Origin of the sequence: Clostridium sp. 'White wine YQ' (genome assembly GCF_028728205.1) — a bacterium.
In the GTDB taxonomy this organism is placed as follows: domain Bacteria; phylum Bacillota; class Clostridia; order Clostridiales; family Clostridiaceae; genus Clostridium_T.
Genome location: NZ_JAQYUU010000017.1, coordinates 1 through 20,398 on the forward strand (window position 1 = coordinate 1; position 20,398 = coordinate 20,398).

General features: G+C 29.0%; 16 protein-coding genes. 4 read left to right on the top strand and 12 right to left on the bottom strand.

The genetic code is table 11. From position 1 onward, the window contains the following. Positions 1-358 precede the first annotated feature (358 nt). From cls to PTZ02_RS19470, 4 genes are all read left to right on the top strand, one after another. Entirely contained in the window at positions 359-1,771 is a 1,413-nt protein-coding gene (gene cls / locus PTZ02_RS19455) for a cardiolipin synthase (protein ID WP_274229402.1), read from the top strand. A 79-nt stretch (positions 1,772-1,850) separates the two neighbouring features. Continuing rightward, positions 1,851-3,158 (top strand): DUF2334 domain-containing protein, encoded by a 1,308-nt coding sequence (locus tag PTZ02_RS19460; protein WP_274229388.1) that lies wholly within the window; start codon positions 1,851-1,853, stop codon positions 3,156-3,158. Between the two features lie 474 nt (positions 3,159-3,632). Continuing rightward, entirely contained in the window at positions 3,633-4,289 is a 657-nt protein-coding gene (locus PTZ02_RS19465) for a hypothetical protein (protein ID WP_274229389.1), read from the top strand. Positions 4,290-4,310: 21 nt separating this feature from the next. Then, positions 4,311-5,678 (top strand): VanW family protein, encoded by a 1,368-nt coding sequence (locus PTZ02_RS19470; protein WP_274229390.1) that lies wholly within the window; start codon positions 4,311-4,313, stop codon positions 5,676-5,678. Positions 5,679-5,753: 75 nt separating this feature from the next. Here the strand turns inward: PTZ02_RS19470 and PTZ02_RS19475 are convergent, their stop codons facing one another. The 12 genes from PTZ02_RS19475 to PTZ02_RS19530 all read right to left on the bottom strand — a co-directional run bounded on the left by PTZ02_RS19475 (position 5,754) and on the right by PTZ02_RS19530 (position 20,118). After that, positions 5,754-6,194, bottom strand: a complete 441-nt coding sequence (locus PTZ02_RS19475; RefSeq protein WP_274229391.1) for a VanZ family protein — start codon at positions 6,192-6,194, stop codon at positions 5,754-5,756. A gap of 10 nt (positions 6,195-6,204) precedes the next feature. Next, positions 6,205-6,372 (bottom strand): hypothetical protein, encoded by a 168-nt coding sequence (locus tag PTZ02_RS19480; protein ID WP_274229392.1) that lies wholly within the window; start codon positions 6,370-6,372, stop codon positions 6,205-6,207. Positions 6,373-6,524: 152 nt separating this feature from the next. Beyond that, entirely contained in the window at positions 6,525-7,949 is a 1,425-nt protein-coding gene (locus PTZ02_RS19485; RefSeq protein ID WP_274229393.1) for a glycogen synthase, read from the bottom strand. Positions 7,950-7,972: 23 nt separating this feature from the next. Then, complete coding sequence (gene glgD, locus PTZ02_RS19490; RefSeq protein ID WP_274229394.1) at positions 7,973-9,079, bottom strand: glucose-1-phosphate adenylyltransferase subunit GlgD; 1,107 nt, start codon at positions 9,077-9,079, stop codon at positions 7,973-7,975. Positions 9,080-9,094: 15 nt separating this feature from the next. Beyond that, complete coding sequence (locus PTZ02_RS19495) at positions 9,095-10,240, bottom strand: glucose-1-phosphate adenylyltransferase (RefSeq protein ID WP_274229395.1); 1,146 nt, start codon at positions 10,238-10,240, stop codon at positions 9,095-9,097. Between the two features lie 273 nt (positions 10,241-10,513). After that, positions 10,514-10,957, bottom strand: coding sequence for a hypothetical protein (locus PTZ02_RS19500; protein ID WP_202769584.1), 444 nt, complete (start codon positions 10,955-10,957; stop codon positions 10,514-10,516). 342 nt (positions 10,958-11,299) lie between these two features. Then, positions 11,300-13,129, bottom strand: coding sequence for a glycoside hydrolase family 13 protein (locus tag PTZ02_RS19505; RefSeq protein ID WP_274229396.1), 1,830 nt, complete (start codon positions 13,127-13,129; stop codon positions 11,300-11,302). Positions 13,130-13,140: 11 nt separating this feature from the next. After that, positions 13,141-15,576 (bottom strand): glycogen/starch/alpha-glucan phosphorylase, encoded by a 2,436-nt coding sequence (locus PTZ02_RS19510; RefSeq protein ID WP_274229397.1) that lies wholly within the window; start codon positions 15,574-15,576, stop codon positions 13,141-13,143. 23 nt (positions 15,577-15,599) lie between these two features. Beyond that, positions 15,600-17,036 carry a glycogen synthase GlgA gene (glgA, locus tag PTZ02_RS19515; RefSeq protein ID WP_274229398.1) on the bottom strand — a complete coding sequence of 479 codons (1,437 nt, stop codon included), beginning with the start codon at positions 17,034-17,036 and terminating at the stop codon, positions 15,600-15,602. Next, entirely contained in the window at positions 17,033-19,111 is a 2,079-nt protein-coding gene (gene glgB, locus PTZ02_RS19520; RefSeq protein WP_274229399.1) for a 1,4-alpha-glucan branching protein GlgB, read from the bottom strand. Before glgB ends, glgA begins: the two co-directional genes overlap by 4 nt. A gap of 214 nt (positions 19,112-19,325) precedes the next feature. After that, positions 19,326-19,487, bottom strand: coding sequence for a hypothetical protein (locus PTZ02_RS19525; protein WP_274229400.1), 162 nt, complete (start codon positions 19,485-19,487; stop codon positions 19,326-19,328). Between the two features lie 460 nt (positions 19,488-19,947). Next, on the bottom strand, positions 19,948-20,118 hold the full coding sequence (locus tag PTZ02_RS19530; protein WP_274229401.1) for a hypothetical protein: 171 nt from the start codon (positions 20,116-20,118) through the stop codon (positions 19,948-19,950). Between the last annotated feature and the right edge of the window lie 280 nt (positions 20,119-20,398).

Genomic DNA, 20,398 nt, shown 5'->3' on the forward strand with positions numbered 1-20,398 from the left:
TCATTTCCTCTGTTTAATTTTCAAAGACCATTTGTTTGTTTCGTCTCTGCTCTCTCGCAGCGACAAGTAGTATCTTACCATGGCTAAAAAATAAAGTCAACACTTTTTTCATATATTTTTTTATATATTTATTTTATTACTTTTTAATAATATTATACGTAATAAATATTATTAAAACTATAATAGGGTAAGACTAAAATAATATATAAAGGACAAAGAATAAAGAATGAAGAATATTTATACTTATATTACATTTTATGAACAAAATCTTACCCAATTCATATTTTATTGATATAATATAAAAATAAATTACAATAAATGTTTGGAGGTGTCTTTTTTGGCAAGTATTACACACTATATGACCTACATTATAATGACCTTTAATATTTTGCTTGGTACAACAATTGTTGTATTAGAAAGAAAGCGACCAGAAAAGACTATTGCATGGCTATTAATACTTTTGCTTCTTCCTCCTGTAGGATTGTTTCTATATATCTTTTTAGGACGTAACTGGAAGCTCCATAAACTTAACGATAGAATGTCCTCCAAAATTAATTCTTTAATAAAACCAATAATTAAAGAATATAAACTAAACGAATATGCTCCATTAATAGAATTGCTGGCAGCCAATAGCGATTCACCCATCTTCCCTAACAATCAAGTTCATTTATTTACTAATGGCGCAGATAAGTTTACTGCATTAAAGGAACAATTGCTAAAAGCGAAACACCATATACACTTGGAGTACTACATAGTAAAAAGTGATGAAATAGGAAATGAAATTAAGGATATTCTAGTTAAAAAATCTAGAGAGGGAGTACGAGTACGTTTTATAATAGATAGAGTTGGCGCAAGAATGAAGCGCTCTTTTATAAAAGAATTACGAGATGCTGGTGTTGATATAGTATTCTACTCATATTTTTTAGCCCCTATACTTAGACCAATAAATACCCAAATCAATTATAGAAATCATAGGAAGATAGTAATTATTGACGGAAATGTTGGTTTTATAGGTGGAATTAATATAGGTGATGAATACTTAGGAAAAAGTAAATATGGTTTTTGGAGAGATACCCATCTCATGGTGAGAGGTGATTTTGTTATGGCTCTACAAGCTGTATTTCTAGATGACTTTCTTACTATTCAAAAAGCCAACAATGTTTATTCATTTTATGATGCTGAATTTAATAAGTATTTCCCAACAACAAAAGTTAAAAATGATACATTAATGCAGCTTGTAAAAAGTGGTCCAGATTCAGAATTTCCCGCAATAATGCAAGCAATGTTAAAAATGATTACAATGGCTAATAACAATATATATATAACCACTCCTTACTTTGTTCCTCCTGAGAGTATAATGGATGCTTTGAGAATAGCTGCTTTAGGTGGCGTTGATGTAAAAATCATCTTTCCAGAGCAAGCAGATCACTTTATAGTAAACAAGGCTTCTAGAACTTATTTTGATGAGCTATTGTCTTGCGGAGTTAAAGTTTATTTTTATGATAAAGAAGCTTTTGTTCATGCTAAGACCATGACAGTAGATGGAGAACTTTGCACCTTAGGAACTACTAATATGGATATAAGAAGTTTTGACTTAAACTATGAGATAAATTGTGTAATTTATGATGAAGTTATAACAAAACAGTTAGAAGATATATTTTTTGAAGACTTGAAGATGTGTAGAGAATTTACTCTAGACGAATCAAATAACACTAATAAAGCAGAAAAAGTAATTGAAGGTGTAGCACGAGTTTTTTCTTCATTATTGTAAATAATAAATATCAAGCTAGCATTCTATGAATTATGAATGTAGGCTTGATATTTTTTTACTCTTTAAAGGGGAGTTTATTATGATAAGAAAGATATTTCGCATAACATCTAATACATTAGTTTTATTTACATTAATAACTTTATTAAATCCTGTTCTTATAAATATTTTTTCAAAAGGGTCCACTACTTCGAAAACTATAGACTCATTATATAAAATAAATGATATAAACATATTTTACGGCAATAAAAAATTAACTTTCAAACATGCTCTATATCAGAAATCTCAAAGATACTACATACCTATTAGTGAATTTTGCACGAAGATGGGTGCTGAATTAATTGAATCACATGAATACTTTAAAATTATAAATAAAAAAGACTCTCTATTAATTTCTAAAAACAATAACTCTATAAAGTATAATAATTTATCAAAACCTCTTAGAGGTGATATATTATCAATCGGAGGATTTTCATATATCTCCATTTCTGATATTGAAGAAGTTTTTTCATTAATAACTTATTGGGATTTTGAAAATAGCAAAATAATATTTTCTCCAATAGAAAGAGTCTCTACTTCCGACAATAAAACAGGTCAAAATATAGCACTTATAAGATTAGAGGATGTGGTCTGTGGAGAAGTTTATTTGGATTCAACAAATCTATATAAACTAAAAGTATTGGGCAACTATATGCAGAAAAACAACCTGAAGTTTTCAGTAGCTTGGATTCCAAGATATAAAGATCCTTCAGAAGATATTGATAATGATCTTTTAACTAACATTACTATGGAGAATTCTGCATTTATTAACACTTTAGATTATTTGATATATAGAGATGGAATCATTGGCCTTCATGGATATACTCACCAACATGGCAATGAAAGGAGTGTTACCTCAAACGAGCTAACTAAAGACTTTAATACTACTGAAGAAGAAGTCACACAAATACTTAAATGTTCTATTAAAACAGCTAACTTGCTAAATATTCCTTATAGTTTTTTTGAGACACCTCACTATGAAGCCACAGCAAATCAACAAAAAGTAATTGAGAAATATTTTGATTATATTTATGAACCCTATGTAGGTAAATGGAATAAAACCCCTATCTTAAGTGAGAGAAATCATCATACTTTTTATATCCCGACTCCTCTAAGTTATATTAAAGATTTCGATGTTTCTCCATTAATTAAAGAAATCAATAAGAAAAATTCAAGTATACTTAATAGTTTCTTTTATCATCCTTGCAAAGAATTCGATTTTATTGATATATATAGTAACTATCAGGGTTTTATCATGTTCTACTATTCAACTAAGTCTCCTTTAAACATAATAGCTAAATCACTGAAAGATAATAACTACGTTACAATTAAAATAACCGACATAAAATAGCAAGGAATTTAACTTTATGGATTAATTTTATAGATATACAAACATTTTTTTCGATATTATCTAAAAATTCTACATTTATTACTTTTCCATATATTGCTGAAATTAGTTTAATACATTATAATTAAATAAAAATACATATTAAACTGATATATCATGTAGAATATTGTTTTAATTTTGTAATTGGATGTGATAATCATATTAGTTAAATTCCTATTTATTCAAATATTAATAATTATTATAAATTTAATTATTTATAAGTTCACAATAAATATTATTAATAGTTTTTTACTGAAAAAGAAATATGTATTGAAGCAAAGGTACTTAAATATCTTTGCATTGTTGTTTTTTTTAATTTTATCATTTGTTTTAGGACAAACAGTAGTTTATAGATTTATCTAAAATATAACTCATATTCATATGAGTAAACATCTAAGTATTCTAATTAATACAATATTTAAAAGAGGAGAATTAAACATGTCAAAATTTATGTCTGTGTTGGAAAAATTAAATGTCATCGAAAAGGTTGACAATGAAGCTTCTATTGATTTTGAATCATCAATTGAAAATATTGAAAATCATAATGACGATGCAGAAATCGATGGAGGGGTTGAAAATATGGTTTTAGAAATGGATGAGAATGTTCCATCTGAAGTTACAAATGAGGCAAATTCATTGGAAAACGCATCAGTGTCTACAGCGAATGCTAGTAATGAAACTATTGATAAAAACTTTATAGTAGATGACATATATTCAATGTATTCTATAAACTCTAGTAATTCAAATACAATTTTTACATTAGGGAAATTTATAGATGCAATACCCGAAAGTTTACCATCTGATGTAAGAAAAGAGTCAGTAATTAATATCATTAATGCTGCCAACTCTAATCTTAATGATCTTTTAAATGACGGGAGAATAAGGCTAGATGTATTAAATAAATTCTCAGAGAAATATCAAAATACAATTAATACAAGTATTGCCGAATATAAAGCAGAAATAGATAAATTAAAAGACTTAATTTCTTCTTACGAAAATCAAATAAAATCTAAAGAAACCATGTTAGATGAACAAAATAATATTATAAAATTTGAAACTCAAAAATTAACTAATATCTTTAACTTTTTTAAATAAAAAATAAGGATGTAATTAATTATGAAACCAAGTTATAAAATTACCTCCCAAGGGAAGTTATTGATTCTTGGATTAGTAATGTGTTCCATTGGAACTTTATGTGGTTTCAGCTATAGAATATACACTGAAAATGATAAATGGGACTCACTTATCTATCCTGGTATCAACATTGGGAATATGAATTTAGAGGGACTAACTAAAACTGAAGCTTTACATAAACTCAACACTACATACATAAATTCATCTAACAGTACCAATATAAATATTAAATTCAAGGATAAGATTTTTACTATCGAATCTTATAAACTTATAAAAGATACATTATTATCTTCTACTATTGATCAAGTGTTAGCTTATGAAGATAACTTAACACCTTTAGAAAAGCATAGATTAATTTCTAAACAAGATACTCATGAAATTCAAATACCAGTTACTATTAATGAAGACATGCTTGTTAATTTTATTAATGGGATTGAAAGTCATATTGATACATCCCCTCAAAATGCTAAGATAAAGCCAGTAGTAGAAAGTAAATTACAAATAGAAAACGAAGTGCTAGGTTATACCCTTAACAAAGAAGAATTGAAAAAGGCTATAACTGAAAGTTTATCTTATCTTCCAACTGAAGATGTTACTATAAGTGCACCCGTTAAATTAACAAAACCAAATATATCATCCGAAAACCTTTCTGCTATTAATGCTCCTATTTCATCTTTTTCAACAGACTATTCAACCTCTTCTTTTGAAAGAGCATCAAATATTGAATTAGCAGCGAAATTGATTAATGGTAGAATTCTTTTACCTAATGATATTTTTAGTTTTAATGAAATTGTTGGAAATAGAACGAGTGATCGTGGATTTATGGATGCTCCAATTATTGTTGGCAATAAGGTTGAATCCGGTCTTGGAGGTGGCATTTGCCAAGTAACCTCTACCTTATATAACGCTATTCTGAACTGCGGCATTACCCCTATAGAAAGACAAAATCATAATTTACCTGTTTCCTATGTTGCTTTAGGAACTGATGCGACTGTTGTATGGAATAGTATTGACTTCAAATTTAAAAACACCTTAGAATATCCCTTATTAATAGAAGCTAAAACAACTAATAGAAGTTTATATATAAATATTTATTCAAATTCTAGCCTATTAAATAAGAGATATGTAATTAAAAATGATGTATACGAACGTATACCTTCAACTATAGAGCCGGTTAAAGATCCATCACTCCAAACTGGCAAACAGTATACTATTAACCAAGGTAGTGATGGTTATAGAGTTAGAGTGTTTAGATACACTTATGAAAATGGATCGTTAATAAATACAGAAACTTTGTCTAATGATTACTATGCACCAACCCAAACTAAAGTAAGAGTAGGAATTAAATAATCATTAATTCTTTCTAAAATACGAAAAGCAAAACTATGTAAAGTATAGTTTTGCTTTTTTATTGATTTAAATTACTTAATTATTGGCTTTTCTTCTTGAGATAAGCGCACTTACTAAATATGCTAATAATCCCCCGCATGTATCAATTAATACATCTCTAAAAGCAGCAGTTCTTCCTGGAATAAATATTTGATGAAATTCATCTGAACATGCATATAAAAATACTATAAGTAAAGCAATATTCCATGATTTCCATTTGTTAAAATACATTTTTGTTAGATTTAATGCTAACAGAAATAATATAAAGTATTCTGAAAAATGCGATGCTTTTCTAACAGCAAAGTTAGCTAAATCACCAAAAAAGCTATCTAAACTTAATCCTAGCAATTTAAAAATATATATTACTGCATGACTTTGTTCATCTGATACATCTCCTGGCAACTGAGAAAATATAAAAATAATTATCATCCAAATAATTAATATTGCCCATCTTAATGTCTTCTTGTTATTTTTCATATATTCATCCTTACTTTAGTTTTCTCATTATGTTATATCTATCTATCATGTAATAAGTAAATGCCAAAGATAATAAACCTACACCAATAAACCTTGTAGCATTCTTTATTACTACAATTAAAAGAATACCTATACTCATTACTACTAAATCTAAATAACAAACTTTATTATCTTTCATTTAAATTACCCCCAAATAAAACTTAAATACATTTCTTCTACTCATTATATAACTTAAAACGGAAAAGTTTTATTAAATTAACCTTAAATAAATCTTATATTATATAAACATATCAAATCTTTTATATTCTAGGGGTATAACTATAGTTATTCTTATGCATTCTTGTAAAGTTCATAATACTCTTTTGCAGATAAGTTCCAGCTGTTATCTTGAAGCATTGCATTTTTTTGAACTAAATTCCACATTTCTTTATTTTTATATATTGTTAACGCTCTGTCTAATGCCTCTATCATATCTATTGCTGAATAATTCTTAAACGTAAACCCATTCCCTATTCCAGTTAGATTGTTAAATTCTTTTACAGTATCTTTTAATCCACCTGTTTCCCTAACTAATGGCAAAGTACCGTATCTCATAGAGATCATCTGTGTAAGTCCACAAGGTTCAAATTTAGATGGGATTAAAAACAAATCCGACGCTCCATATATTCTACTAGAGATACTAATATCAAATTTTAATATAACTGCTAATCTCCCCTTATATTTCTCTGATAAGATTTTTAAAGATTCCTCATATATAGTTTGTCCAGTTCCTGCTATCACTAATTGAATATCTCTTCTCATTAATTCGTCTATATTTGAAATTAATAATCCTATCCCCTTTTGTTCCGTTAATCTACTTACTAGTGAAACTAACGGAATTTCACAATCTTCTTCAAGCCCTAGTTCTCTTTGCAATTCAATTTTATTTTCTCTCTTTAATTGTATGGAATCAATATTATATCTCCTAAATAAGTTACTATCCTCTTCTGGATTAAAGACTTCATAATCAATCCCATTTAATATTCCCTTGAAATCTTCTCCTTTATCCTTTATAAATTTACTTAGCCCAAAGCCATTGTGCTCTTCCTTTATTTCCTCAGCATATGAAGGACTTACTGTAGTAACTTTGTCAGCATATTTAATTGCCCACTTCATCATATTTATTCCTTCATTATTTTTAAGTTCATCCTCTTTATAATATTTTTCCTCATCTATACCTAGCATCCATAACATATCTTTATGACATTGACCTTGATACATAATATTATGTATGGTAAATACAGTCTTTATAGATTTATATTTATCCTCTTCTTCATAATAAATCTTTTTTAATGGAATAATTAATGATGAATGCCATTCATTACAATGAATTATATCAGGGGTAAAATCCCCAATATATTTTATACTTTCTAATACACCCTTTGAAAAGGCAATGAATCGTTCTTCATCATCTCCATACCCATAAGCATTCTCTCTATAAAAATAAAATGGGTTGTCAATAAAATAATATTGAAGTCCATCTTCTATTGCACTCCATAAAGAGCATTCAATTGTTTTCCACCCGATATAAGTTTTAAACCTTGTAACGAACTTTAATTTTTTTTTCAACTTCTTCGCAAGTTTATATTTAGGCATGATTATCCTAACATCAACTCCTATTCCTTTTAGGGCTTTAGGAAGCCCATGTGCTACATCACCCAAGCCTCCTACTTTCATAAAAGGATATGCCTCTACAGACACAAACAAAACCTTCATATTCCTCACACCCAATCTAGAATTTAAAAAACTCTTTCCTTTTCTATCGTTAATGGGAACTTTTTTGAACCCTTTATTTCTTCACTTTTCTCTATAACAACATTTTTATCAACCACTACATTCTCTAAAATTGCCTTAGGCCCTATTTCAGCATTTTGAAGTATTATACAATCCTTAACTCTTGCACCTTTTTGTATTTTTGCTCTTCTAGATATAATACAATTTTCAACTACACCTTCAATATAACACCCGTTTGCAACTATTGAATTAGTTACATTACTATCTTTAGTGTATTTAGTTGGGGCTTCATTTTTACTTTTTGTATATATAGGACCGTTATCAAAAAATAATTCATTATTAATTCTAGTATTTAAAAGATCCATATTACAATCATAATACATTTTCAAAGAATTAATGCAACTTAAATATCCTTTAAACTCGTAAGCTTGTACATTATATTGATTAACTCTAGAAGTTATTGAGTTTTTTATTTTTCTACAAGCTCCACTTTTTATGCAATCGTATATTATTTCTATAAATAGACTTTTTTTAAGTAAATACATCTCCATAAATATATTAGCTTCTTTTTGGGATCCTATATTCTCTCCAATACTCATAACTTTATTATTTTCTGACAAGTCAAGTATACTGCAATTAATAAAATTCTTATCAGCATTATTAACTTTTTTATATATAACTGTTATATCAGAGTTATTTTCAATGTGAAAATTCATTACTTCATTATAATCTATATTACAAATCATATAAGATGGTGCCATTAGCACATACTCTTGTCTACTTAATTTAAAGAACTCAATATTGTTAGCAAATATATGAACGTCATCATATATTGGATTTTCATGAGAAAAATTAAATACCCTAAGTCCATCAATTTTTCTATTTAAGTCCCATGGGTTTCCACTATTCACATGATCTACTAATGATCTTGAATTGTTTCTGGTAAATACACCTATATTAGAGATGCCTGAATTTGTCATATTAGATAATATGAAATCTATGATTCTATACCTTCCTGCTATTGGAACTGATGCCAATGGCCTATTTCTTGTTAACTCTCTTATTCTATCTTCCCTCTCGTCTAAATTAATGATTCCGATACAATTTTTCATAAATTCACAGCCCCTTTACTCAATTATAGAACCACTTTTTATATCTTCACTTGGAGAAATCACCTTTACTACCTTTCCATTTCCAATCTTTGAATCCCTTCTTATCACTGCACCATTTCCAATTATCGTCTTATTAATTACAACATTTTCTCCAATTTTTGTATTCGGAAATATAACTGAATCTTTAACCTTTGCATTTTTTCCTACTGTTACCCCTGGAAATAGCACTGAATTTTCAACTTCTCCATTAATTATGCACCCTTCCACAACTAGTGAAGACTTGATCTTAGCATTTGCTCCTATATATTGTGCTGGTCTTACTGGATTTACTGAATATACCTTCCAATTATCATCATGGAGATTTAATTCATTATCATCCTTTAACATATCCATATTTGCCTCCCAAAGGCTGTCTATAGTTCCTACATCCTTCCAATATCCTTCAAAAGGATATGCAAACATCTTTTTCCCTTCCTCCAGCATCTTTGGAATTATATTTTTTCCAAAATCATTTGATGAATTCTTATCTTGCTCATCTTCTTTAAGATATTTTTTTAACTCTTTCCACTTAAATATATATATCCCCATTGATGCTTTTGTACTCTTTGGGTTCTCCGGTTTCTCTTCAAATTCATATATTGATAGATCCTCATTAGTATTCATAATTCCAAATCTTGAAGCCTCATGTAACGGCACATCTATAACTGCTATTGTAACATCTGCTCCTTTATTCTTATGAAAACTTAGCATTTCATCATAATTCATTTTATAGATATGATCTCCAGATAGTATTAGTACATATTCTGGATCATAAGTATCTACAAAAGCTATATTTTGATAAATAGCATTTGCAGTTCCTTTATACCAGTTTGCTCCCGCTTCTCCTTGATATGGTGGTAAAATAAACACTCCACCCTCTCTTCTATCTAAATCCCATGGTTCACCTATTCCTAAATGTGAATTCAAAATAAATGGTTGATACTGAGTTAAGACCCCTACAGTATGAATACCTGAATTGGAGCAATTACTTAATGTAAAGTCTATTATTCTATATTTTCCTCCAAAAGGAATCGCAGGCTTAGCTATCTTCTTTGTTAATACTCCAAGTCTCGAACCTTGACCACCTGCTAATATCATGGCTATCATTCCATTTCTAACCATTGTTACACCCCTCTCATATTCTAATTCTCAAATTAATCACGACCATTTTATTCCATATTTACATATTTATGATACTACAAATTCTAGTAACTTTACATATATATTTATCTATTTACTCTAAACTTAAAAAGAGTACTATTAATATATAGTTATGGTTTTACCAATTACTTATATATAAACTAGCACTCATAAGAAGTCATATTGGAAAGATATTGTCTTGAATCTTTAATATACATCTTTACTGTTTTCCCAATAATAGAACTAGAAATTTATCTAACTAATTTCAGTTAAAAACTTAGACACATACGCTAATGATTCCTCTATTAACTCTTGGCCATTTTCTACTTCATCAATCTTTTTCTCTAAGGAAAAAATTTTTTGGTCTAATGAGACTATTCTGTCTTTTATATTATTTAAAACTCTACTTTCATAATTTATCTGAGTTCCTTCTTCATCTAAATACACAATTTCAGGTGGATTTCCGCACTCAATGCATTTTAAATAAACACCTTCTTTTTCTGTATCTCTAAAAACTTTAAATGTATCATTATTGCAATGAGAGCATTGAGATAATATAGTGTAGTCATAATAACTTACATCTATATCATATATACTTTTACACTCTTTACATGTTAGAAGTAACTTATCATCTTTGCTTTCTATATAGAAGCTATTTCCGCTACAACCTTCTTTTTCACAGACAAAAGTTCTTATCATACAAACACCTCCTAGATATTTAATATGATTCTATGAATAAAAATATGACCAAAAAGTATCAATTGAAGATTAAAATAACAACATATTTTATAAAAAGAGTAAACAAAAGAGCCAGTAATAATACTGACTCTTTTTTATAGGTGAATTTTAATGGAGGATATACTTAATGGATTACCTAATAACATCTAAAGAATCATCCATAAAGTATGGTAATTGAAAATATTTGTGAGAATTAATCAATATCTCATATTAAATAATAATCTATATTGATTAATTTAATTATACTGCTATTGATAATTAATTTCAATTCTTTTTTTATAATTTACTAATATTTTTTTAGACTCACCCTTTAATCCTCAATATAAGACCTTCCAAAGGATTTATTCTTACTATCCCATCATCTGCTTTAATATTTTTGCAAGTTAATAGATCAACTACTCTCTTTTCCCCTACAAGTTCATTAATAAATATCTTTTTAGATTCATTATTATTCCTGTTTACTATTATAAATAGCTTTTCTTCTGCTAAACCTCTTATATAGCAAATTACATCTGCATCACAAGTAACGAATTCCAAATCCCCGCATTTTAATATAGAACTTCCATTTCGAATTTTTATAATCTTTTTATAAAAGTTCAAAATATCCGTATCTTCCTTTCCCCAAGGATAAGTTTTTCTATTCAATGGGTCTTCCTCTCCTTTAAGACCTACTTCATCTCCATAATAAATTAAAGGAACCCCTACCATAGTCATTTGGATAATTACGCACAAATATAATATTTTTTTCTCCTTAACTTCGGTTAGTATTCGTTTAGTATCATGAGTTCCTAAAAGATTCATGAGTGAATAGAAGTTTTCTACTGGATAATTTTCTTTTAAGCTCATAATTCGTTTATTAAACACATCTGAACTAATTCTATCTGTAAAGAATTCAATAATATTCTCTCTTAAAGGATAATTTGTAACAGAATCTAATTCATCCCCAAGAAAATACCTTCTCTTATTCCCATAACTTATTTTGTTTGAGGCATCTTCCCATACCTCTCCAATCACAACACTATCTAACTTTTCTTTCCTCACTCTTTCTTTCAATATTCTTATGAATTCATCTGGCAATTCATCTGCAACATCTAGTCTCCAGCCACTAACACCTATATTCATCCATTTACTTAGTACTGAATCTTTTGAATTCACAACATAATCTATATAATCTGGATACAGTTCATTTACATTAGGTAGATTGCTAAACCCCCACCAGCTATCGTAACTATCAGGAAATGACTTGAAACTATACCAGTTATAGTACTTAGAATATTTACTTTGATATGCTCCTAGAGAACTATAATTACCGTACTTATTAAAATAAATACTATCTGCGCCCGTATGAGAAAATACTCCATCTAATATTATTTTAATTCCATTATCTGCAGCCTTTCTGCATAGTTCTGCAAATATGCTTTCATCGCCATACATCTCATCGATTTTCTTATAATCACCTGTATCATATTTATGGTTTGAAGTAGCCTCAAATATGGGATTAAAATAGATTGCGTTTATGCCGAGATCTTTCAAATATGGCATTTTACGAATTACACCTTTTAGGTTACCCCCGAAGAAATCCCATCTAGTTATATCTCCTTTAGCATCCCTTATATACATTGGGTCATCATCCCATCTCCCATATAAAAAGCTGTTTTTTTTAGGATTTGAAATTATACCATAATCATTTCCATTGAAAAATCTATCAACAAAAATCTGATATATTATTCCTTCTTTAAACCAAGCAGGTATCTTATTGTCTTTATACACTGTAATTTGATATGTCTTGGGATTATCTGAGTAGCTTTCCCCTTCTCCCCCCAGTTGTTGTATATTGTTACCATAAAAGTACACACTATAATCAAAAACCACTGAAAAATAATATTGATATACTCCTTGTTCTTTTAATGTTATCTTCGTATAATATTTTTTCTTATCATTAAAATTCTCTATGCTGCTATTCATTTTTATTTTTTCTGTTGTTCCGTCAAAGTTAATTAGTTCCAAAAATGCTTCTTTGGCATCATTAGTAGTTTCAAGGAGTAAAAAAACCTCACTATTTATTGGCACCGCTCCAAATGGTTTTCTGTAGCAATTATTCTGCGAATCATGATATATATACTGAGTACTCATCCTATTTCACCTCATAGATTCTTATAAAGAAAACCGGAACCCCATATTCCAGTAGCATATTCTTGAATTGTTCTATCACTAGAGAATATTCCGGAATGAGCTATATTAACAGCAGCCATACTCTGCCACTTAGATTTATTTCTATATAATTCATCTACCTTCTCTTGTGCATTCATATATGAATCAAAATCCTTAAGAACAAAAAATTCGTCATTATAATCAAGCAAATCCCTATATATTATTCTAAACCTCTCCCTATCTTGATCATAAAATCCATTAACAAGTTGCTCAGTTACATTAATAAGCCTGTTATCTGAATTTCTCACTGCCCAAGAAGAGTATCCTCCATTCCTATAGTAATTTACAACCTCTTTCTCAGTTAGTCCAAATATTATAATGTTCTCATCACCAACTTCATCTCTTATTTCAACATTTGCTCCATCCAACGTTGCTATAGTCACAGCTCCATTCATCATAAACTTCATATTACTTGTTCCTGATGCCTCTTTTGTTGTTGTTGAAATCTGTTCACTTAAATCAGTTGCTGGAATTATTAGTTCTGCTAATGAAACATTATAATTTTCCATAAAGATAACCTTAAGTTTATCATTTATCCTTTTGTCATTATTAATTTTGTTTCCTATTGCATTAATCAATTCAATTGTCTTTTTAGCTAAATAATATCCTGGTGCTGCTTTTCCTCCAAAAATAAATGTCCTAGGTGGTATATCTAAATTAGGATCGCCCAGCAATCTATTATAGATTCCCATAATTCTAAGCGCATTAAGAGTTTGTCTTTTATATGCATGAATTCTTTTAACCTGTACATCAAATATTGAATTAGTGTCAACAATTATACCTTGTTGCTCTTTAATCTTTTTAGCCAATCTTTCTTTATTATTCTTTTTAATTTCATTCAGCTTTTCTTGTACCACGGCATCGTCCTTAAATCTTTTAAAAGCTTCCATGTCTGTAGGGTGCTTTATCCAGCTCTCCCCTATAGTCATCTTTAATAATTTAGTAAGCTCAGGATTAGACTTTATTAGCCATCTTCTATGAGTAATTCCATTAGTTTTGTTATTAAATTTCCTTGGAAACATATAATAAAAATCTGACATTTCCTGTTTCTTAAGAATTTCTGTATGAAGTTTTGCAACTCCATTAATACTATGACTTCCTACCACAGCCAAATTAGCCATCTTTACAAATCCATCTTCAATAATAGCCATTTTGTGAATTTTCTCTTCTTGATATGGATATCTATTATTTAATTCTTCTCTAAATCTCCTATCTATCTCTTCAATAATCATATAAATTCTCGGAAGTAGTTTTTTAAACATACCGACTTCCCATTTTTCTAGCGCTTCAGCTAATATAGTATGGTTTGTATATGATATTGTGTTGGTAGTTATCCTCCATGCATCCTCCCAAGAAAAATTCTCTTCATCAATTAAAATCCTCATTAATTCTGGAATTGCCATTGTCGGATGAGTATCATTAATATGGATTGCTATTCTATCATTTAATAAATACAAATCCCCAATATGCTTTTTGTAATGCCTAATTATGCTTTGTATACCTGCAGATACAAAGAAATACTGTTGTTTCAGTCTTAATAATTTTCCTTCATAAAATGAATCCTCTGGATAAAGCACTTGTGAGATAGCCTCTACAGAATTTTTGTATTCTATTGCTTTTAGGTATTCTCCCCTACTAAATGATGAAAAGTCAAATTCATTATTTATTGGTTCTGCACTCCAAAGTCTTAAGCTATTTACTACATCATTCTTATATCCTACAATAGGAGTATCATATGGAGTTGCCAAGACTGCCTCATAATTTATATGATTAAACTTTAAACTTCCATCTATATATTCAACTTTAACTTCTCCACCAAACTTAACAACTTCTGCTTTCTTATTCTTTTTTATTTCCCAGACATTATCCTTTCTTAACCAAACATCTGGGGTTTCCACTTGGGAACCATTAATTATTTTTTGTTCAAAAAATCCATATTTATATCTTATTCCACAACCATGTCCCGGAATATTTAATGATGCCATTGAATCTAAAAAGCATGCTGCCAATCTACCAAGTCCACCGTTACCTAACCCTTGATCTTGTTCTAATTCTTCCAACTTATCTAAATCTATATTTAATTCCTTAAGCCCCTCTTTACACAAATCTCTTATTCCAAGGTTAAGCAAGCTATTCCCTAATAGCCTTCCTAACAAAAATTCCATTGAAAAATAATATACCTGCTTCTCTTTATTGTCATTATATCTTTTATTAGTATTTATCCACATATCTATTACATAATCTTTTACCAATATTCCTAAAGCCTGATATTTCTCTATATCTGATCCTTCTTCTAATGGCACTCCATGAATTTCTACAAATTTTCGCTTATAATCTTTTATAAATATTTCTTTGTCTATTTTAAACAAAATAATCACTCCTAAATATAGTTCTAAAATTGAGTCACTAAATTTAGATATAAATTCTTATAATCTTCAGCAGATTTTCTCCAACTGTTGTCTTGATTCATAGCTGATATAACTAGATTACCCCAAACATCATTATTGCCATAACAATATAGAGCATATTCAATTGTATTCATAAGTTCCCACGCGCTATAATTTTTAAATGAAAATCCATTACCTTCTCCATTATATTTATTATACGGTATTACTGTGTCCTTCAAGCCTCCAGTTTCTCTAACAATTGGAATAGTACCATACCTCAGTGCAATTAATTGTCCAAGGCCACAAGGTTCAAATAAAGATGGCATCAAGAACATATCACACGCTGCATATATTTTATGAGCTAATTCATTACTAAATCTTATATTTGCAGATACCTTATTAGGATATCTATATTGCAAATTCTTAAAATGCTCCTCATATAGGTAATCCCCTGTTCCTAAGACTACAAGTTGAACCTCCTTCTGAAGTAATGAATCAGATACCTCTGCTACTAAATTCATTCCCTTTTGATTTGTAAGTCTTGACACAATTCCGATAAGTGGTATTTCCTTATTAATAGGTAATCCCAGTTCTTCTTGCAATTTTTCTTTATTAATAGACTTACCATCTAAATCTCTAACTGAATAGTTTTGGTAAATATACTCATCTTTTTCAGGATTATATGCCTTATAATCTATTCCATTTAATATTCCAGATAATGCACTACTTCTACTCCTTAGCAAGCCATCTAATCCTTCTCCATATAACGACGTCTGAATCTCTCCTGCATAGCTTGGACTTACCGTAGAAACTCTATCTGAATAATTAATTCCTCCTTTCATAAAACTTACTCCGCCATAAAATTCTAAACTTCCATCTTCATATGGTACCATATCATATCCAAATAACTCAGGAAGTATATTGGGGTCATAAGTTCCTCTAAAGAGTAAATTATGAATACTAAACACTGTTTTGATTTGACTATAGAACGGATCCTTAGAATATTCTAATTTCAAAAGAACTGGTATCATTCCAGATTGCCAATCATTTGCATGAATTATTTCTACCTTTAAGTCAATCTCTTTAAGGGTTTGTAATACTGCTCTATCGAAGAAGGCAAATCTTTCTGCATCATCATAGTATCCATATAACCCATCCCGATCAAAATATCTTTCATTATCTATAAAGTAATATTTTACTCCCTCAAATTCATATTGGAAAAGGCCACAATATTGTGATCTCCACCCAACAGATACCGTGAAACATTTTATGAAGTATAACTTATCATTATACTTTTCTTTAATTTCTTTGTAATATGGCATGATTACACTAACATCTACATCTAGATTTTTTAAATCTCTTGGCAATGAACCTGCCACATCTCCTAATCCACCTGTTTTAGCAAAGGGTTCTGCTTCAGAAGTCACAAACAATACTTTCATAGTAGTTCCTCCTTATCTTTATTTTTCTCTTTTTTTAGATTACTTGATGATGTATTTTTAGCTTCTAACCTTATTAGTTTTTCTAGCTTTATTACTACCACTGCCATTGGGGGTACTTTTATATTAAGAAAATACGCTTCTTTATGCCAATTTCCTTTAACTGAAAGTATAGTCTGCTCTGTTATTTTTCCTGTCCCTCCATATAATTCATTATCACTATTAAATATCTCTTTATATTCTCCTAAATAAGGAACTCCTATTTTATAATTATCATATTCACATGTGGTAAAATTACACACAACTATTAATGTATCTCTTTCTTTTACTCCATTTCTAACATAAATCAATATACTTTGTTCACTATTATCCGCATCTATCCATCTAAAACCTGAGTGATCATAATCTAGCTCCCATAAAGCTTTCTGATTTATATATAAGTTATTAATATCCTTAAAAAACCTATGAGTATTTCTATGCATATCATAATTCTCAATTAAGTGCCAATCTAGTGCCTCTTTATGTCTCCACTCAACAAATTGTCCAAATTCATTTCCCATAAATATAGTTTTCTTTCCTGGGTGTGTCATCATAAATCCCATAAATACTCGAAGGCCTGCAAATTTAGTCCAATAATCCCCCCACATTTTATCTACCATTGATTTCTTTCCATGCACAACTTCATCATGCGATATTGGCAAAATAAAATTTTCAGAATAATGATACATCATAGGGAAATTAATTAGATTATGATTATACTTTCTGTATAAGGGATCAATAGAGACATACTTCAATATGTCATTCATCCATCCCATGTTCCATTTAAAATTAAACCCTAAACCTCCTACATCTGCTGGCTTTGTTACAAGTGGCCATGATGTAGATTCTTCTGCAATCATTAAATTATTGGGAAATTCTCTAAAAACTGCTGTATTAAGCTCTCGTAAAAACTTAATTGCCTCGAGACTTTCTTTACCACCGTACTTATTAGGAACCCATTCACCAGGACCTCTATCATAGTCTAGATATAGCATATTTGCAACGGCATCCACTCTTAACCCATCTATATGAAATTCTCTCATCCAATATAAAGCATTCGATATAAGAAAACTTTTAACCTCATTTTTTCCTAAATCAAAATTCGCCGCGCCCCAACCCTTATTTTCTTGCCTAAATAAATCCTTATATTCATAAACTGCTTCTCCATCGAACATATATAGCCCATGTGCATCCTTGCAAAAATGTCCTGGAACCCAGTCTAATATAACACCTATTCCTTCATTATGAAATGAATCAACAAGCTCCTTAAATTCTTCTCTTGTCCCATATCTGCAAGTTGGCGCATAATATCCCGTAACCTGATAGCCCCATGAATCATCTAATGGATGTTCCATTACTGGCATTATTTCAACATGTGTATATCCCATCTCCTTAACATATTTAGGTGCTTCTATAGCCATTTCTTTGTAAGTGAAAAATTCACCTGATTCTTTCCTTTTCCATGAACCCAGGTGAAGCTCATATATATTTATAGGACTTCTATATACATTAGCTTTATTCTTCTTATTAATCCAACGTTTATCTCTCCATCTATACTTACTATTTGAAACCACAATTGATGCAGTATTGGGCCTTAACTCAGATGAAGTCCCATAAGGATCTGCCTTCATTACCTTTTTATGATTCCTTTTATTTATAATTAAATACTTATATATTTCATTTTCAAATTTTCCAGGTATAAAAGTACTCCATATTCCTGACTTAGTAACCTTGTTCATTGCGTATTCTTTTGATATTTGCCAATTATTAAAATTTCCAACAATATAAACTTCACTCGCATTAGGTGCCCATGTAGTAAATCTAACACCTTTCTTTCTATTTTCTGTTACTAAATGTGCTCCCATAAATTTATAGGCATTATAATGGTTTCCTTGATGAAATAAATATGCGTCATAATCTGTTATCCATTCAGTTATAGTTCTACTTTCTTCCTTATTCTCTTGTATATCTGTGTTACTATTTTTTTCTTCAGAGGAGTTATTAATTTCATGTTTATCAATTTCTATTATTTCCCTCAAATTCCATGAACCTCCTTTTTGGTCTTTAATAGATTATATCATAATTTTGAAATATTATGTTTTTTAAACTTTTCTTATTATAAAAACACCCGGAATTTTTTTACTATTGCTCAATAATCCTCTTTCTTTCATATATTGCAATAAAAATCTATAAGTTCCTAAAGAGCAAAAAAATAAAAGCTATCTAATATGATAGCTTTTCATAAACACATTCTTATAAATCATTATTTTCTTCTAAGTACTTCGACTTAATTGTCTGCTCTATTTGCCTTATTTTTTCATCAATTGTATCAGTATTCTTCCCTGCTAAAATTAACTCTCTTTTTTTTAGTTTTAATCCTACCAGTTCTTTTTCTAAATCTTCTGCATTAGACATAAAAACACTCCCCATCAAATTTTACATTTTTATTAATCCCCGTAATATAGTTTATACTATGAAAAAAAAGTTTCTTTGTTAAATGTGTAATTACTGGTAAACGTATTCAAGTAGATTTGTTTGTTATATTTTTATAACCTTATTTTTTGATATTGCATTTTATCAGACTACTTTATTTTATGTTAATAACTTATATTTTAGTTTAACTTTCCAAATATTTCAATATTTTTTGTATATATTTATTAAAAATCAATTAATAAGTTATATAGCATACTTCTTTTTAGTCATTTACATTAATATTATATATTTTTCATATTTGATTTATTATTAACTTTTCACTTTTTTTATTCTTAAGTAAATTTATAAAACTATTTCTTATCCTAATTAACCACATCTTATTACTTTTTTAAATGCTTGTCTAAAAATTTTTCAGTTATCTATTTATCTTCATTCCTATAAACTATAAATTTGCTTTAATCCCTTGCGATTTTTCTATCACATTTGCTACTTGTGGCTTAGTATTGTCATCAATAGCTAAATATCGATAATTTAAAAACAATAATATTATTATTTGTATAAGTATTGCAATAAGTACATAAAGCCCTAAAATTTTAACCTTTTTCTTCATCAATAATTTTTCCTTTACATAAATTTTTCTCGTTTTCTATCTTAGTATACTTAATTTTTATAAGAAAATAAATAACAAAATCATGAAGAAGATTATGAGCTGTATATTTTTTCTCACATCTGTCTTTCCCAATGCATCCGAGAAAAAATTAGCAAGGGACTTACTATGTTTTTATAAACTTATTTACAACCAAAATTTATGTAAACAAAAAAAGACACAAAGCATAATTGTGTCTTCTTTTGGTGGAGATAAAGAGATTCGAACTCTTGACCCCCTGCGTGCA

Excerpts from the sequence above, each read along its gene's own strand:
- cls (WP_274229402.1), top strand. The coding sequence starts at position 359 with ATGACCTACATTATAATGACCTTTAATATTTTGCTTGGTACAACAATT.
- PTZ02_RS19460 (WP_274229388.1), top strand. The coding sequence starts at position 1,851 with ATGATAAGAAAGATATTTCGCATAACATCTAATACATTAGTTTTATTT.
- PTZ02_RS19465 (WP_274229389.1), top strand. The coding sequence starts at position 3,633 with ATGTCAAAATTTATGTCTGTGTTGGAAAAATTAAATGTCATCGAAAAG.
- PTZ02_RS19470 (WP_274229390.1), top strand. The coding sequence starts at position 4,311 with ATGAAACCAAGTTATAAAATTACCTCCCAAGGGAAGTTATTGATTCTT.
- PTZ02_RS19475 (WP_274229391.1), bottom strand. The coding sequence starts at position 6,194 with ATGAAAAATAACAAGAAGACATTAAGATGGGCAATATTAATTATTTGG.
- PTZ02_RS19480 (WP_274229392.1), bottom strand. The coding sequence starts at position 6,372 with ATGAAAGATAATAAAGTTTGTTATTTAGATTTAGTAGTAATGAGTATA.
- PTZ02_RS19485 (WP_274229393.1), bottom strand. The coding sequence starts at position 7,949 with ATGAAGGTTTTGTTTGTGTCTGTAGAGGCATATCCTTTTATGAAAGTA.
- glgD (WP_274229394.1), bottom strand. The coding sequence starts at position 9,079 with ATGAAAAATTGTATCGGAATCATTAATTTAGACGAGAGGGAAGATAGA.
- PTZ02_RS19495 (WP_274229395.1), bottom strand. The coding sequence starts at position 10,240 with ATGGTTAGAAATGGAATGATAGCCATGATATTAGCAGGTGGTCAAGGT.
- PTZ02_RS19500 (WP_202769584.1), bottom strand. The coding sequence starts at position 10,957 with ATGATAAGAACTTTTGTCTGTGAAAAAGAAGGTTGTAGCGGAAATAGC.
- PTZ02_RS19505 (WP_274229396.1), bottom strand. The coding sequence starts at position 13,129 with ATGAGTACTCAGTATATATATCATGATTCGCAGAATAATTGCTACAGA.
- glgA (WP_274229398.1), bottom strand. The coding sequence starts at position 17,036 with ATGAAAGTATTGTTTGTGACTTCTGAAGCAGAACCCTTTGCTAAAACA.
- PTZ02_RS19525 (WP_274229400.1), bottom strand. The coding sequence starts at position 19,487 with ATGTCTAATGCAGAAGATTTAGAAAAAGAACTGGTAGGATTAAAACTA.